The sequence below is a fragment of the Planotetraspora mira genome (assembly GCF_016863275.1).
GTDB lineage: Bacteria > Actinomycetota > Actinomycetes > Streptosporangiales > Streptosporangiaceae > Planotetraspora > Planotetraspora mira.
In genome coordinates this window covers 79,663-94,265 of sequence record NZ_BOOO01000007.1, presented here as the reverse complement: position 1 = coordinate 94,265, position 14,603 = coordinate 79,663, and the positions used below count along the sequence as shown (strand labels likewise).

At 70.7% G+C, this 14,603-nt stretch carries 15 protein-coding genes; 7 read left to right on the top strand and 8 right to left on the bottom strand.

The genetic code is table 11. The features are described from left to right. Positions 1 to 148: 148 nt before the first annotated feature. The 7 genes from Pmi06nite_RS07205 to Pmi06nite_RS07175 form a co-directional block, all read right to left on the bottom strand. A complete protein-coding gene (locus tag Pmi06nite_RS07205; protein WP_203952082.1) occupies positions 149 to 520 on the bottom strand; it encodes a DoxX family protein in 372 nt (123 codons plus the stop codon). Positions 521 to 715: 195 nt separating this feature from the next. Then, positions 716 to 1,759 carry a quinone oxidoreductase family protein gene (locus tag Pmi06nite_RS07200; protein ID WP_239113739.1) on the bottom strand — a complete coding sequence of 348 codons (1,044 nt, stop codon included), beginning with the start codon at positions 1,757 to 1,759 and terminating at the stop codon, positions 716 to 718. Then, on the bottom strand, positions 1,756 to 2,118 hold the full coding sequence (locus tag Pmi06nite_RS07195; protein ID WP_203952081.1) for a hypothetical protein: 363 nt from the start codon (positions 2,116 to 2,118) through the stop codon (positions 1,756 to 1,758). The genes Pmi06nite_RS07200 and Pmi06nite_RS07195 overlap by 4 nt, the downstream gene beginning before the upstream one ends. Then, positions 2,115 to 2,978 carry a DODA-type extradiol aromatic ring-opening family dioxygenase gene (locus tag Pmi06nite_RS07190; RefSeq protein ID WP_203952080.1) on the bottom strand — a complete coding sequence of 288 codons (864 nt, stop codon included), beginning with the start codon at positions 2,976 to 2,978 and terminating at the stop codon, positions 2,115 to 2,117. Before Pmi06nite_RS07190 ends, Pmi06nite_RS07195 begins: the two co-directional genes overlap by 4 nt. A 30-nt stretch (positions 2,979 to 3,008) precedes the next feature. Continuing rightward, entirely contained in the window at positions 3,009 to 3,800 is a 792-nt protein-coding gene (locus Pmi06nite_RS07185) for a citryl-CoA lyase (protein WP_203952079.1), read from the bottom strand. Positions 3,801 to 3,882: 82 nt separating this feature from the next. Continuing rightward, positions 3,883 to 5,067 (bottom strand): CaiB/BaiF CoA transferase family protein, encoded by a 1,185-nt coding sequence (locus Pmi06nite_RS07180; protein ID WP_203952078.1) that lies wholly within the window; start codon positions 5,065 to 5,067, stop codon positions 3,883 to 3,885. A gap of 202 nt (positions 5,068 to 5,269) precedes the next feature. After that, the gene (locus Pmi06nite_RS07175) at positions 5,270 to 6,070 is read right to left on the bottom strand and encodes an IclR family transcriptional regulator domain-containing protein (protein WP_203952077.1); all 801 of its coding nucleotides are present in this window, start codon (positions 6,068 to 6,070) and stop codon (positions 5,270 to 5,272) included. 252 nt (positions 6,071 to 6,322) lie between these two features. Here Pmi06nite_RS07175 and Pmi06nite_RS07170 point away from each other — a divergent pair, with 252 nt between their 5' ends. Next, positions 6,323 to 7,798, top strand: coding sequence for an amidohydrolase family protein (locus Pmi06nite_RS07170; protein WP_203952076.1), 1,476 nt, complete (start codon positions 6,323 to 6,325; stop codon positions 7,796 to 7,798). A gap of 16 nt (positions 7,799 to 7,814) precedes the next feature. Here the strand turns inward: Pmi06nite_RS07170 and Pmi06nite_RS07165 are convergent, their stop codons facing one another. Beyond that, positions 7,815 to 9,551, bottom strand: a complete 1,737-nt coding sequence (locus Pmi06nite_RS07165) for a VanW family protein (protein ID WP_203952075.1) — start codon at positions 9,549 to 9,551, stop codon at positions 7,815 to 7,817. A gap of 299 nt (positions 9,552 to 9,850) precedes the next feature. Between Pmi06nite_RS07165 and Pmi06nite_RS07160 the strand changes: the two genes are divergently transcribed. The 6 genes from Pmi06nite_RS07160 (at position 9,851) to Pmi06nite_RS07135 (ending at position 14,591) form a co-directional block, all read left to right on the top strand. Next, the gene (locus Pmi06nite_RS07160; RefSeq protein WP_203952074.1) at positions 9,851 to 10,612 is read left to right on the top strand and encodes a DeoR/GlpR family DNA-binding transcription regulator; all 762 of its coding nucleotides are present in this window, start codon (positions 9,851 to 9,853) and stop codon (positions 10,610 to 10,612) included. After that, positions 10,609 to 11,550, top strand: a complete 942-nt coding sequence (gene pfkB / locus Pmi06nite_RS07155) for a 1-phosphofructokinase (RefSeq protein WP_203952073.1) — start codon at positions 10,609 to 10,611, stop codon at positions 11,548 to 11,550. The genes Pmi06nite_RS07160 and pfkB overlap by 4 nt, the downstream gene beginning before the upstream one ends. 72 nt (positions 11,551 to 11,622) lie before the next feature. After that, positions 11,623 to 12,792, top strand: a complete 1,170-nt coding sequence (gene mtlA / locus Pmi06nite_RS07150; RefSeq protein WP_203952072.1) for a mannitol-specific PTS transporter subunit IIC — start codon at positions 11,623 to 11,625, stop codon at positions 12,790 to 12,792. A 2-nt stretch (positions 12,793 to 12,794) separates the two neighbouring features. Beyond that, positions 12,795 to 13,103 carry a PTS sugar transporter subunit IIBC family protein gene (locus Pmi06nite_RS07145; protein WP_203952071.1) on the top strand — a complete coding sequence of 103 codons (309 nt, stop codon included), beginning with the start codon at positions 12,795 to 12,797 and terminating at the stop codon, positions 13,101 to 13,103. After that, entirely contained in the window at positions 13,096 to 13,554 is a 459-nt protein-coding gene (locus Pmi06nite_RS07140) for a PTS mannitol transporter subunit IIA (protein WP_203952070.1), read from the top strand. Before Pmi06nite_RS07145 ends, Pmi06nite_RS07140 begins: the two co-directional genes overlap by 8 nt. Further along, entirely contained in the window at positions 13,551 to 14,591 is a 1,041-nt protein-coding gene (locus Pmi06nite_RS07135; RefSeq protein WP_203952069.1) for a zinc-dependent dehydrogenase, read from the top strand. The genes Pmi06nite_RS07140 and Pmi06nite_RS07135 overlap by 4 nt, the downstream gene beginning before the upstream one ends. Positions 14,592 to 14,603: the final 12 nt, after the last annotated feature.

The following is a 14,603-nucleotide window of genomic DNA, read 5'->3' as shown; positions in this document are numbered from 1 at the left end:
TCCTAATACTCAAATATCATCCTATTGCGTACATCAAGCTGAGAATCCCTAGATATGACTAACGCGGCCGTCCCCGCGTGCCGGCCGACCTGATTCGGCCGGCACGCGGGGACGGCCGCGCGTCTTGTCTCGTTCCCGGAACCGGGTCTCAGAAGGCCCAGGGTCCGAAGCGTCCCCAGGCGATGATCGCGGCGAGGACGAGCAGGACCACGTTGAACGGCACGAGCTTCGTCTCGCCGCGGCGCAGGTGAACCGGGATGGCCCCGATCTGGACGATCACCAGGCCGGTCGCCGCGAGCGGTGTGAGGATCGGCGCGATGTCGAGGGCCGCCGGCAGGATCAGGCCGATCGCGCCCAGCAACTCGGCGATGCCGATGAGCTTGACCTGGCCGTCGGAAAGGTCGTCCACCCAGCCCATCTGCGGGGAGAGTGCGGCCCGGGACTGGAAGGTCTTCTTGATGCCCGCGAACAGATACAGAAGGGCGAGGATGCTCTGCAGCACCCACAGGACGACGTTCATGGAATCTCCGTGGGGGAGGCCCGCCGCGCGAGGCGGCCGGCGGGTGCGAAGCGCAGGCGGCGGCAACCAAATAAGCGCAGGTCGGCGCTATTAGTTACTGTTTGTACGCATGCTCATGATGCCCCATGATCACAGGTGGCGCAAAAGGCACATTGATGTGCGCATGACACATCGATGTGCGTGCCGTCGGAACGATCACAGAGAGGTCGACCAGGGGAGGACGACGATCCGGCGGGGTGCGGTGGCGGCGGCCTGACTCGACCAGGCCGTCCAGACGCGGTCGAGCGGGGCCGTGTCGAACGCGACCTTCAGCCGACCGGCGACGGCGTGCTCCATGACCTGCGAGAAGGCGGTCCGCCGCTGGTCCTTGGTGAGGTCGTTGTTCGTGTACCCGAGCACCGAGGCCGAGCGGCTGCGCAGCGCCGAGGAGCCGAAGGTCGCGGTCTCCCCGGCGGACCCGCCGAGGTTGACCATACGGCCGCCCTGCGCGAGCACTCGCACAGCCGCCTCGGCGGGCACTCCGAACAGCGGGTCGATGACGACGTCCACCCCTCCGTCGCAGGCCGCCGCCATCCGTTCCGCCAGGGTCGCGGCGTCGTCGCCGGCCTTGATGGGGACGACGGCGTCCGCTCCGGCGGCGCGGGCCGTCTCCTGCGCCGCGTCGGACCGGCAGGCGGCGACCACCCGGCGCGCGCCGAGCAGACGCGCGGCCTGCACCGCCACCTGCCCGACGACGCCGCCCGCTCCGAGGACGAGCACCTGCTCGCCCGGCTGGAGGGCGGCCCTCCAGGTCAGCGCCATCCAGGCCGCGACCGCGGACAGACCGAGCGCCGCGGCCTGGGCCTCCCCGACGCCGTCGGGGAGCGGCACGAGGTCGTCCTCGGGGACGGAGCAGTACTGCGCCAGGCTGCCGTCACCGGGCCGCATCCCGGCCGGGGTGGGGAACCAGACGCGAGTCCCCGCGGGTCCCCATTCGGTGTCCTCCGTGACGAACCCGACGCCCTGCACGCCCGGCACGTACGGCAACTCCGGGACGCCGAAGTACGACGTGCCCGAGGCGCACAGGAGGTCGAGCGGCGTGATCGGCGCCGCCAGCACGCTCACGACGGCCCGGCCCTTCTCCCGCCGAGGCCGGTCGCGCTCTCCCGCTGCCGGCGCGTCCCCGCACGCCCGGATGACCGCCGCGCGCATCACGTCGTCCATGCCGCCCACGTCGTCCATGTCTCTGGCGTCGCTCACGTCGCGATGTCGGGGTACGGCAGGCTGAAGTGCTGGAGCCGCATGCCGTACTCCTTCTGGAAGGCGAGCGGCTCGTCGTAGTCACGCTCGAACATGGCGATGAACAGCGTGAGTGTGAGGAACGGGTGGGCGCCCAGCTCGAACAGCCGCACGTAGTCGTGGCTCGCCAGGGCCTCGCGCTCGGTGTCCTCGAACCGCAGCCAGGTGCTCGCCTCGCCGGAGTGGCAGCCGAGGATCGAGTTGGCCCGCTCCGTCTCCCACCAGTCGACGGTGCCGCGGGGGTCCTCCCGGTAGCGCTCGACGAGGTCGGGATCGCGGTCGACGGTGAACAGGAACTTGTCGATCAGGTACTTGCTCATGCCGTCACCCCATTGGGATACCAGGTGAAGTACGCCTCCATGGTGTGGAACAGGTCGAGCGTGTCCACGTAGTCGGCCTTCGCGCCCTCTCCGGCGACGCCCATCATGAGCATGAAGTCCATGAAGCCGTGTGTGGCGTTGCCCGGCTCCCAGAGGCTGTCGAGCGTGACCTCCGACAGACAGCCCTCGATGTCGCCGGAGGCGATCCATTCGACGGCCTTCCGGTCGAACTCCGGATCCGGCCCGTGCGGGCCGAACTGGCGCGGCCCGCCGAGCTCCAGGGACAGGTGGCCGGTGCCGATGACGGCGACCCTCTTGTCGCTGGGCCACGACTCGACGAGTTGCCGGATCGTCCTGCCGAGGTCGACGAAGCGTTTGGGCCGGGGAAGCGGCGGCGCGAAGATGTTCGTGTAGATCGGCACGATGGGCAGGTCGGCCTTGGGCCTGAGCGTGATGATCGGGCACGTCACGCTGTGGTCGATGCGCAGTTCGTTGCTAAAGGCGAGGTCGAAGCCGGCGTCGAGTCCCTCGCGGAGCACGTGGGCGGACAGGTCCTCCTGGCCCCGCAGCAACATGCGCGGCAGGCCGAACTCGCGCTCCTCGTTGTAGAAGTTGGCGTCGTAGAACGGCGCCTTCCCGACGAGGAACTGCGGCATGTTGTCCAGCCACAACTGGTGGAAGTGGTCGGAGCCGACCATCACCAGCACGTCGGGGTTCGCCCGGGTCAGCGTCTCGCGGAAGGCCGCGATCTTGGCGACCCAGGCGTCGGCGAACGGCGGGCGTTCCTCCGGCGGGGCCGTGCTCGCCCGGTAGTAGAAGGGGTGATGCGTGGACGCGATCACCGCGACCAGTTCTGCCATGAGACCTCCCGGGGCGGGATGGGAAATCGATCAGTCCTCGTCCGGCACGTACGTCGCGTTCCGGTCGACGGTCATGTAAACGTCCATGCCGATCGGCCGGCGGTGCTCCTCGGCGAGGTGGCCGAGGAGTCCCGCGGCCCGTGCCAGCAGGGCGAATCCGCGCAGCAGGTCGACCGGCAGGCCCAGGTCGGCCAGTGCGGCCCCACACACTCCGGCGCCGTTCAGCGGCAGCGTCCTGCCCAGGACCCGCGGATGGACCCGGCCGATGGCCTCGAACAGCCGCAGGTGCGGTCCCCGCAGGCCCTCCTCGTCGGCGATGGCGAGCAGCACGGGCGTCCGGGGGTCCTGCACCTTGTGGACGGGGTGGCCGAGCCCGGGAACCAGGCGGCGCGCCTCGCGCGCCTCGGTGACGGCCGCGAGCGCGAGCGCGTCCCAGCCCTCGTCGTCGGTGGGCACGGGGCCCTCGTTCGCGGCGAGGACGCCGGCGAGGAACCGCCCGCTGTCCTCGGTCACGCCCAGGAACCGCGAGCCGCCGCCGAGCAGACCGGCGGCGAGCGCCCCCTGCACGGACTCGGGCGCGCTGAGGTAGGTCAGCCGGGCGGCGATCGCCGTCGGGGTGAATCCGTGGTCGGCGAGCGCCACCAGGACGGTCTCGAAGACCCGGGTCTCCTGCGGGCTGGGGCGGCGCCCGGCCACCAGCCAGAACGCGAGCTCACCGAAACCGACCTTCCCCATGAGGTCGGCCGCCAGGTCCTGCCCGAGCAACCGGATGCTGGTCGGATCGGAGGTCCCGATCGAGGTGGGAAACGTCGCGCCGTCCATATGTCTGTCCCTCGCTGTCGCCGTCATCGTCGTTGTCACCGCTGCCGCCGTACCGCACCTGCCGTACGTGTCGTGGGGCACGTCAGGGAGCATGCTCCGGCTCGCTCAACCATTTGCGGATCTCGGCGCCGTGCTCGTCGAGCGCCGGAGGGGGCAGCCGGTAGGAGGGCTCGGTCAGGGAGAAGGTGATGGGGTTGCGCACCGAGGGGACGGCCTGGTCGCCGTCGCCGGGCGTCACGACCGGATCGAGGCCCAGCCCTTCGGCGAAGGCGACGCCCTCGTCGATCGTGTTGATCGGGCCGCAGGGCACGCCGGCCGCGGTGAGCTCGTGGAACCACTCCATCTTCGACCGGCGGCCGAGCCGCTCCAGCAGGAGCGGGCGCAGAGCCTCCCGGTTGGCCGTGCGGTCCCTGGTCCGTGCGAACCGCGGGTCGTCGGGGAGTTCGGGGACCCCGAGGACCTCGCAGAGCTTCCGGAACTGGCCGTCGTTGCCCGCCGCGATGATGAGTTCGCCGTCGGCCGCGGGCAGCGGCTCGTACGGGAACAGGCTGGGGTGGGCGTTGCCCATGCGCAGCGGCACGACACCGGCGGCGACGTACGCGCTGGAGTGGTTGACCATCCCGGACAGCGCGGTGCTCAGCAGATTGACCTCGACGTGCTGGCCCTCGCCGGTCGCCGCCCGGTGGTGCAGCGCCGCGAGGATGCCGATGCTCGCGTGCAGGCCGGCCATCACGTCGAAGACGGAGATCCCGGCCCGGTACGGCGACCCGTCCGGGTCGCCCGTGAGGCTCATGAGCCCGGACATGGCCTGCACGATGAGGTCGTAGCCGGGCAGGGCCGCGCCGCCGCCCGAGCCGAACCCGCTGATCGAGGCGTAGACGACGCCGGGGTTGGAACCGCTCACGGCCTCGTAGTCCAGCGCGAACCTGCGCAGGCCGCCGGGCTTGAAGTTCTCGACCATGATGTCGGCCCTGCGGGCGAGCTCCTGGGCGGCCGCGAGATCACCGGAGTCCTTCAGGTCGAGCGCGATCGATCGTTTGTTGCGGTTCACGCCCAGGTAGTACGTGGACACGTCGTCGCGGACCGGGGGCATCCACGTGCGTGTGTCGTCTCCCGCGGGGCTCTCCACCTTGACGACCTCCGCTCCGAGGTCGGCCAGGAGCATCGTGGCGTACGGCCCCGCGAGGACGCGCGAGAAGTCGGCCACGAGCAGGCCCGACAACGGTCCGGACGCGGCGGGCGGGATCGCGGCGCTGGCGGCGGTCATGAAGAAGCGGGTTCCCCTCTGAACGATTGATCGTTGGCCGATCGACCCGCTCGTCCGTTGAGCGGACGACTGTCCGTCTGGCAGTCTGCGCGCCGCCAACCGTCCTGTCAAGGTGCCGGCGCGCCCGTTTCCTGGCACTTCGGGGGATGGGACGAGGGCCGCCCGCCGCCCGCGCCGGGACCGCTCAGGGACCCGCGCGGCGTCAGGACGCGGTCACCTGCGGGATCGACTCGTAGAGCGCCCAGTCGGCGCTGATCGCCCCGGCCGTCCTGAGCAGGAGCGGCAGGTGCTCCTCGGTGAGCTTCTCGACCGGCGTCTCGGCGGCGTGGGCGTTGACGTTGAGCGCCGCGACGACCCGGCCGGTCCCGTCGCGCAGGGGCACGGCCACGGACCGGATGCCGAGCGCCAGTTCCTGGTCGGTCAGCGCCCAGCCCTTGGCCCGCACGTCCCGGAGCTCGGCCTCCCGCTCGTCTGGCGAGGGCTGACGGCGCGCGGAGATCCCCGACCGGCTGGGTTCCGCGAGCACCTCGGCGACCTCGGCGGGGGTGAGGCCCGCCAGCAGGACCTTCCCGAGCGACGTCTGCAGGGCGGGGAAGCGCGTCCCGATGCTCACCGACAAGGTGACGATCTTCGGCACGGCCACGCGTGCGACATAGACGATGTCGGAGCCGTCCAGCTGGGCGATGGACGACGACTCCCGCGTCCTCGTCACGAGCCGTTCCATGTGCGGGCGGGCGATCTCCCACAGCCCGGTGGAGTGCACGTAGGAGACCCCGAGCTCCAGGATGCGCGGCGTGAGGGCGAAGCCGCCCTGCTCGCTCCTGGCGTAACCGAGCTCCTCGAGAGTGAGGAGGATCCGGCGCGCCGTCGGGCGGGCCAGCTCCGCGGCGGTCGCCACCTCGGTGAGGGACATGACGGGCCGCCCCGGCTGGAACGCCTTGATCACATCGAGGCCGCGCGCGAGCGCCTCGATGAAGTCCGGTCCGGTGTCCTTGCGCGCCATGTGGGCTTCTTTCGTGTCGGTTCGCTGGCCATCCGACTCTAACCGTGGTGCGGCGTGATGTCCGTATGTCGGATCGGAGGAGAGGGTGAGGCCGCGATTTGTGCTCCCCCGGCACCCTTGACAGGGGCGGTAGCTCACCTCATTGTTACATCCACATTGCGTTGACCGCTCTACGGACATTCGTCCGTGGAGGCCCGTGTGCCGCGATCCCCCGCGGCGGCGGATGAAGGCCCAGGGAAGAAGTGGGGCACGATGAGCACGACGACCACCCACGACACGAGCCGCGGTGACCTCGGACCGGGACGGCCGGTGGTGTTCCGGAATGGCACCGTCCTGACGATGGACGACCGGCACGACATTCTGCGCGACGCCGACGTGCTGGTGGTGGGCGAGCGCATCGCGGCCGTCGGGCACGGCCTGGAGGTCCCCGAGGGCACCCTCGAGATCGACGCCGCCGGCGGGATCGTCATGCCCGGCATGATCGACACGCACCGCCACATGTGGCAGACGGCGATGCGCGGATACGGCGCCGACTGGACGCTCACCCAGTATTTCGTCTGGTACTACCTCGAATGGGGGAAGGTCTTCCGCCCCGAGGACGTCCACGCGGGCAACCTGCTGGCGGCGATCGAGGCCCTGGATTCGGGCGTGACCACCACCGTCGACTGGTCCCACGGCCTGCAGACCGTCGACCACGCGGACGCCGCGGTCGACGCGCTCGAGGCGGTCCCCGGCCGCTTCGTCCTCGCCTACGGCAACATCCAGCAGGGCCCGTGGGCGTGGTCCACCACTCCCGAGTTCCGTGACTTCGTCGGCCGCCGGATCCACGGGCGCGGGGACATGCTCGGGTTCCAGATGGCCTTCGACGTCACCGGCGACCCGGAGTTCCCCGAACGGGCCGCCTTCGAGGTCGCCCGTGAGCTCGGCGTCCCCGTCACCACCCACGCGGGCGTCTGGGGCGCGACCAACGACGACGGCATCCGCCTGATGCACGAGAACGGCTTCATGACGCCGGAGACCGTCTACGTCCACGCCGCGACGCTCAGCCCCGACTCCTACCACCGGATCGCCGCCACCGGCGGCTCGGTCTCGGTGTCCACGGAGAGCGAGCAGAGCGCGGGCCAGGGTTACCCGCCCACCTGGCGGTTGCGCCGGCACGACATCCCCGTGTCCCTGTCGATGGACACCAGCGTGTGGTGGAGCGGCGACCTGTTCTCCGCGATGCGCACCACGCTCGGCGCGGACAGGTCGAGGGAGCACTTCGAGGCGCACGGCAAGCAGGAGACGATCACCCACGCCCATCTCCGCGCCGAACACGTCGTCGACTGGGCCACACGCGGCGGAAGCCGGGCGCTGGGCCTGGACGGAGCGGTCGGCAGCCTGGAGGTGGGCAAGAAGGCCGACGTCGTCCTCATCAAGAACGACCACTCGCCGGTGATGTTCCCGCTGTTCAACCCGTACGGGCACGTCGCCTTCCAGGCGCAGCGCGGCGACGTGCACACCGTCGTGGTCAACGGGCGGATCGTCAAGCTCGACCACCGGCTGGTCGGAATCGACCTCGCCGCCGCGAGGCGAAGCGTCGAGAGCACCGTCGAGCACCTCGTCGGCGCGCTGGGCGAGGAGGCGTGGGCGAAGGGCATGAACCCCGACGTCCCCGAGACGAAGGTGTTCGACAACCCCTACACCTACACCGACTGGGACGCCCGCGGCGCCCAGTGGAAGGGCTGAGCGCCCCGGTCCCGGGTCACGGACGGCAGGTGAGCTGAGGTTCCGGCGTGTAGGTCGTCCGGAACCTCTGCCTGCGGACCACCTCGTCGTCCTTCTTGAAGATCCGCCACACGTCGATCGTGAATCCGTCGACGCCCGTCATCGGGATGCACTCGGGACCGTCGTCGGCCAGCGTGGGGAAGCCCTTCACGTCGTAGCGCGCGGAACTCTCCGCCTCGACGTCGAACCGCTTGGTGCTCCAGAACCGCACCGTGACGGACGTGTTCGTGTACGACGTCGTGATGAAGACTCCGTACGGAGAGTCGTTGCGCCACCGGAAGTCGGGTTGCGGGAAGGAGACCGTCGACTCCCGCCCCGCCGGATACCGGGAGATGTAGAACGAGTGCGGCGTGTGCTGGACGTCCTGGAAGCCGCCGAAGAAGACGGCGTTGAACATCGTGGTGGTGAACTGGGAGACGCCGCCGCCGACGTCGTTCACGTACCTGCCGTCGAGGATCATCGGAGCCTCGACGAACCCCCGCGCGAGGTCGCGCCTGCCCACCAGCCCGTTGAGGGAGAACGTCTCCCCGGGCCTGACCAGGTGACCGTTCACGATCTCGGCGATGCGGTGGATGTTGGTGACTCTCGGGGCGCAACACGGATAGTAGGTGGTGAAGGAGCTCACCTGCTCGGCGACCCCGAGCTTGCGCGCCTGCGCGGTGGTCAGCCGTGGCGCGCCCTTCGTGACCGGCACGTCGACGGTCCGGCTCCCGCCGTCCGTGAGAACGCCGGAGACGATGCGGCCGAGGCCGTCGGCGTCGATCGCCTGCCCGGTATGCGACGGGACCACACGTGGCCTGCCCTCGACGATCTCGAAGGTGGCGTCCCTGGGGGCGCGGTCGTCGCCGATGAGCCCCGACCTGAAGGCCGCGGCGGCCTCGTCCGCGTCGAACGACGGGCGCATCACGTCCCTGCCGGCCGCGACGAAGCGCAGGTCGGCCGCGAGGTCCTGCCGGCTCAGCACCACCTCGCGTGAACCGTTCCTCAGGGTGAAGGGAGCCGCGACGGCCGTACGCGCGGTGGTCTGCGCGACACGGCGCATCACCGCGGCGGAGACCTGGGGGCTGACGACGCCGACAGACAGCCGGACCGGCTCCTGCGAGTGCAGATAGGCCGCGCGGAGCGACCGCGCGGCCGCCGCCTGGTCGAGCGCGCGTCCGTCCTTCGGAAGCGTGACGCGGGGTTCGAGGCCCCGGTAGCCGACGTAGCCCTCCCGCACCGGGACGTCGATCGCCGCGGCCAGTTCGGCGACGCGTGCGGTGAGGCGCTCACCGTCGACGGCCACGCGCGGGGCGACCTCCTGCCCGCCGAGCAGCACGCGGGCCACCGCGACCGGGGTCGGCCATCCCGCTCCGGCGTCCGCCACGGTTCCCGGGACGTCCACCGACAGTCCGATCTCGCCCGGCGGGAGGACTTCGCGCCCGTCGACGGTGTCCGAGCCGGCGGGCCCGAGGTGGGCGATCAGCGGCCGTTCGGCCGATTTCGCGATTCCCTGCCGCAGTGCCGCCTCCGCGGACGCGGGGGACAGGCCGCCGATGTCGACGCCAGCGACACGGGTGCCCGGCAGGACCTCGCCCGCCAGCGCACCCGCGGCCGCGCAGTAACCGACCGTCCCCGCCGCGGCGGCCACCCCGAGGCCGAGGAGGGTCCGGCGTAACCAGCGGCGCGGGGGAGTCGCCTCGGGAACGGTCTCGATGAGGTGCGAAGAGGTCATGGACTCAGCCGCCCACCCGTGGGCCCGCCATGTGATCTCCTCATCCTCCGCTCCGCGGGGCGCCGAGGCGACGGCACGTGCGGGCGGCGCATAAGCCGTAGTGGACGCGCCCTCAACGGGCTCGCCCATCGTACGGGCCCGGCGGCCGGCCCACCGGGCCGAGTGCGGAGACATCCGGGGCTCCTACTTACGCCCCTGTATTACGACCCTGCAAACACCATGTGTCGACCTCTTGACGGCCCAACAGAGACGGGTATAAACAAAGGCGAAACAACATGAAACGGCGGTGAACCAACAGGATGTACGCCGAGGAACGGCAGCAGGAAATCCTCCGTGAGGCCCGTGCCGCCGGACGTGTCGACGTGGTGACCCTGGCGGAGCAGTTCGGCGTCACGACCGAGACGATCCGCAGGGACCTGACCGTCCTCGAACGCGCGGGCGTGCTGCGACGCGTGCACGGCGGCGCCATCCCCGTCGAACGGCTCGGCTTCGAGCCGGCCGTGGCGACGCGTGACGAGGTCATGACCGCCGAGAAGGAGCGCATCGCCAAGGCCGCCCTCGCCGAGCTGCCCCAGGACGGAGCCATCGTCATCGACGCGGGCACCACCACCGGCCGCCTGGTCCAGGCGCTTCCGCCCGACCGCGAGCTCACCGTCATCGTCAACTCGCCGCCCCTGGCGACCGTGCTGGCGACCCGCCCCAACCTGACGGTGTTCCTGCTGGGCGGCAGGGTTCGCGGCAGGACGCTGGCGACCGTCGAGGACTGGGCGCTCCAGCAGCTCTCGCAACTGCACGTCGACGTGGCCTTCATGGCGACCAACGGCTGCTCGGTCGCCCGGGGGCTGACGACGCCCGACCCGTCCGAGGCCGCGATCAAGCGGGCCATGGTCGCCTCGGCGCAGCGGTCCGTGCTCCTGGCCGACCACACGAAGTTCTCCAGCAACTACCTGGCCCGGTTCGCGACCTTGTCGGACATCGACGTGATCGTCAGCGACGCCGGCCTCGATCTCGAGCTGGCGGCGGACCTCGCCGCCGCCGGACCGGAGGTCGTCCGCGCATGATCCTCACACTGACGCTGAACCCGAGCCTGGACCGTGCGATAGAGGTCGGCTCGCTCACCAGGGGAGCGGTCATCCGGGCGGCCGCCGCCCATCTCGACCCCGGCGGCAAGGGCGTCAACGTCTCGCGCGCGCTGCTGGCCAATCAGGTGCGTTCGTGCGCGGTCATCCCGTTCGGGGGCGACGAGGGGCGGCAGCTCGTCGGCCTGCTGTCCGCCGAGGGCATCGACATGATCCCCGTTCCCGTGGGCGGGGCGACCCGGTCCAACGTCACGCTCGCCGAGCCCGACGGAACGGTCACCAAGATCAACGAGCCGGGCACGGCGCTCACGCCGGCCGAGCTCGACACGCTGGCGAGCGCGGTGCTCGACGCGGCGGAGTCGGCCGACTGGGTCGTCGCCTCGGGCAGCCTGCCGCCCGGAGTGCCCGTCGAGGTGTACGCGGGACTGTGCCGCAGGTTCGCCGCCGCGGGCATCGAGACGGCGATCGACACGAGCGGGCCCGCCCTCGTCGCGGCCGTCGCCGCCGGCCCCACCCTCGTCAAGCCCAACCGCGAGGAGCTCGCGGAGGCGACCGGGACGCCGATCGCCTGCCTCGGCGACGTCATCGACGCCGCCGAGAAGTTGCGTGCGATGGGCGCGCGCTCCGTGCTCACCAGCCTCGGCGCGGACGGCGCGCTCCTCCTGGAGGGCGACCGGGTCTGGTACGGCAGGTGCCCCGTCGAGGAGCCGCGCAGCAGTGTGGGGGCGGGCGACGCCATGCTCGCCGGCTTTCTGGCCGCGGGCGCGACCGGCGAGACGGCCCTGGCGGAAGGTCTCGCCTGGGCGAGCGCCGCCGTGGGCCTGCCGGGAAGCCGGATGCCAGCCCCAGCCGACATCGATCGCTCAGCCGTCCGGATCAGCACTCCTGATCCGGCCCAGCCGCTTATGTCCGGGGGATGAGAAGCGGCACGTAACCACCCGGCACCACCCAGCCGGCCTGCCAGGCCGGCTCCCCGGAAGGAGCACATTCAGTTGGCCACTCCCTATACACCGCCGGTCCAGGGGACCGGGATTCGGGCGACCGTCCAGCGATTCGGCGGTCACCTCGCCGGCATGATCATGCCCAACATCGGCGCGTTCATCGCGTGGGGCCTGATCACCGCGTTGTTCATCCCGACAGGCTGGGTGCCCAACGCGACCCTGGCCGAACTGGTCGGCCCCATCATCACCGTCCTGCTTCCCGTGCTGATCGGATACACCGGTGGCCGCATGGTGCACGGACAGCGCGGCGCCGTCGTCGGCGCCGTCGCGACCATGGGCGTCGTGGTCGGCGCGGACGTCCCGATGTTCCTCGGCGCCATGATCATGGGTCCCCTCGGGGCGTTCGTGATCAAGCAGGTCGACAGGCTGTTCGCGGACCGCATCAAGGCGGGCTTCGAGATGCTCGTCGACAACTTCTCCGCGGGCATCGTCGGCGGAATCATGGCCATCCTGGGCGTCTGGGCCATCGGGCCGGTCGTCCGCACGATCACCGACGCCGCGGGCAACGTCGTGGAGTGGCTGGTCCACCATGACCTGCTGCCGCTGGCGTCGGTCCTGATCGAGCCGGCCAAGGTCCTGTTCCTCAACAACGCGATCAACCACGGCGTGCTCACCCCGCTCGGCGTGGCGGAGTCGGCCGGCGTCGGCAAGTCGATCCTGTTCATGCTGGAGTCAAACCCCGGCCCCGGTCTGGGCCTCCTCCTGGCGTATATGCTGTTCGGGCCTCGGGCGCTGCGGGCCAGCACGCCGGCGGCGATAGTCATCCAGTTCCTCGGCGGCATTCACGAGATCTACTTCCCGTACGTGCTCATGAAGCCCCGTCTCATCCTCGCCACGATCGCCGGTGGCGCCGCGGGCATCCTCACCTTCCTGGTCACGGGTGCCGGGCTCATCGCCTCGCCGTCACCGGGCAGCATCTTCGCCTACTTCGCGGTCACCCCGAAGGGCGGCTACTTCGGGGTCATCGCCGGAATCGTCGTGGCCGCCGCGGTCTCGTTCGCGGTCGCGTCGGCACTGCTGGGCTTCGGAAGGAAGAACGGCGACGAGCGGGCGGAGGCCGAGCCCGGCGCCCTGCCCGAGGACGAGACCGGCACCGGAACAGCCACCCACACCGACGGCGCGATCGGCAGCGAGTCCGTGCCCGCCACCAAGGAGACGTGACCATGTCCAGCATCGAGAGCAAGGACGTCCACAAGATCGTCGTGGCCTGCGACGCGGGCATGGGCAGCAGCGTCATGCTCGCCAGCCAACTCCGCAAGCAGTTGAAGAGCGCGCAGGTCCAGGTGGAGCACACCCCGGTCAACTCGATCCCGGCCGACGCCGACGTCGTGGTCTGCCACGTGGGGCTGGCCGCCCGCGCCCGCGCCACGGCTCCCGACGTGGTGCTGATCCCCTTCCAGGTCTTCATCGGGGACCCGGCGGTCACCAAGCTGGTCAGCACCATCAAGAGCGGCGGCACCATCAATGGCTGAGACGGCACCGCTGCCGCTCGACCCGCGCGCCGTCCGCCTCAACGAGGAGGCGGACGGCCGCGACGACGCGATCCGCCGCTGCGGTGAGGTCCTCGTCGAGGTGGGCGCCGTCGAGGCGAGCTACATCGACGCGATGCTCGAACGCGAGCGCTCGATCTCCACCTACGTCGGCGAGGGCGTCGCCATCCCACATGGCACCCTGGTCGCCAAGGACGCCGTCCACCACGACGCGATCTGCGTGCTGCGCTTTCCCGGCGGCGTCGACTGGGACGGCGAGCAGGTCGCCGTCTGCGTCGGCATCGCCGCGCGCGGCGACGGCCACATCAGGCTGCTGTCCGAACTCGCCCAGATCCTGCTCGAACCGGAGCAGGCACAGGCCCTGCGGGAGGCGACCGAGGTCTCCGACGTCATCCGCCTGCTGCAACCCTCCAGAGAGGAACCATCCGAGTGAAGGTCGCCCGTTTCCACGCTCCCGGCGACATCCGCATCGAGGATGTGCCGGAACCCGTCGCGGGCCCCGGCGACGTCAAGATCCGTGTCCGCAACTGCTCGACCTGCGGCACCGATGTCAAGATCTTCAAGTTCGGCCACCACCACATCAGGCCGCCGAGGGTCATGGGGCACGAGATCGCCGGTGAGGTCGTCGACGTAGGGGAGGGCGTGACCGGCTGGACGCCGGGGGACCGCGTCCAGGTGATCGCCGCGATCCCCTGCGGCGAGTGCGAGGAGTGTCGCCGGGGCCACATGACGGTCTGCCCGAACCAGGAGTCGATGGGCTACCACTACGACGGCGGTTTCGCGCAGTACATGATCGTCCCGGCCAAGATCCTGGCCGTGGACGGACTCAACCGGATCCCCGACGGGCTCGGCTTCGCCGAGGCGTCGGTGGCCGAGCCGCTCGCCTGCGTCCTCAACGGCCAGGAACTGGCCCGCGTCGGCGAGGGCGACGACGTGGTCGTCGTGGGGTCGGGCCCCATCGGCTGCCTCCACGTACGGCTGGCCCGGTCGCGCGGCGCGTCCCGCGTGTTCCTCGTCGACCTCAACGCCGAGCGGCTGGCCATGGCGGCCGATCTCGTACGGCCGGACGCGGCGATCTGCGGCGCCGACACGGACGTCGTGGACGCGGTGCTGAAGCTCACCGGGGGGAGGGGAGCCGACGTCGTCATCACCGCCGCCGCCTCCGGAGCCGCTCAGGAGCAGGCGCTGCAGATGACGGCGAGGCAGGGACGCATCAGCTTCTTCGGCGGCCTGCCCAAGGACGACCCGATCATCCGGCTCGACTCCAACCTCGTGCACTACCGCGAGCTCACGATCGTCGGCGCCAACGGATCGAGCCCGGCGCACAACAAGCGGGCGCTGCGGCTCATCGCCGACGGATCGGTGCCGGTGGCCGATCTCATCACCCACCGCCTCCCGCTGGCCGAGGTCCTCGACGCCATCGACATCGTGAGCCGCGGTGCCGCGATCAAGGTCACGATCGAACCCTGAGAAGGAGGAGTC

Coding starts and splice junctions, on each gene's coding strand:
- Pmi06nite_RS07205 (WP_203952082.1), bottom strand. CDS start 520: ATGAACGTCGTCCTGTGGGTGCTGCAGAGCATCCTCGCCCTTCTGTAT.
- Pmi06nite_RS07195 (WP_203952081.1), bottom strand. CDS start 2,118: ATGAGCAAGTACCTGATCGACAAGTTCCTGTTCACCGTCGACCGCGAT.
- Pmi06nite_RS07190 (WP_203952080.1), bottom strand. CDS start 2,978: ATGGCAGAACTGGTCGCGGTGATCGCGTCCACGCATCACCCCTTCTAC.
- Pmi06nite_RS07185 (WP_203952079.1), bottom strand. CDS start 3,800: ATGGACGGCGCGACGTTTCCCACCTCGATCGGGACCTCCGATCCGACC.
- Pmi06nite_RS07180 (WP_203952078.1), bottom strand. CDS start 5,067: ATGACCGCCGCCAGCGCCGCGATCCCGCCCGCCGCGTCCGGACCGTTG.
- Pmi06nite_RS07175 (WP_203952077.1), bottom strand. CDS start 6,070: ATGGCGCGCAAGGACACCGGACCGGACTTCATCGAGGCGCTCGCGCGC.
- Pmi06nite_RS07170 (WP_203952076.1), top strand. CDS start 6,323: ATGAGCACGACGACCACCCACGACACGAGCCGCGGTGACCTCGGACCG.
- Pmi06nite_RS07165 (WP_203952075.1), bottom strand. CDS start 9,551: ATGACCTCTTCGCACCTCATCGAGACCGTTCCCGAGGCGACTCCCCCG.
- Pmi06nite_RS07160 (WP_203952074.1), top strand. CDS start 9,851: ATGTACGCCGAGGAACGGCAGCAGGAAATCCTCCGTGAGGCCCGTGCC.
- pfkB (WP_203952073.1), top strand. CDS start 10,609: ATGATCCTCACACTGACGCTGAACCCGAGCCTGGACCGTGCGATAGAG.
- Pmi06nite_RS07145 (WP_203952071.1), top strand. CDS start 12,795: ATGTCCAGCATCGAGAGCAAGGACGTCCACAAGATCGTCGTGGCCTGC.
- Pmi06nite_RS07140 (WP_203952070.1), top strand. CDS start 13,096: ATGGCTGAGACGGCACCGCTGCCGCTCGACCCGCGCGCCGTCCGCCTC.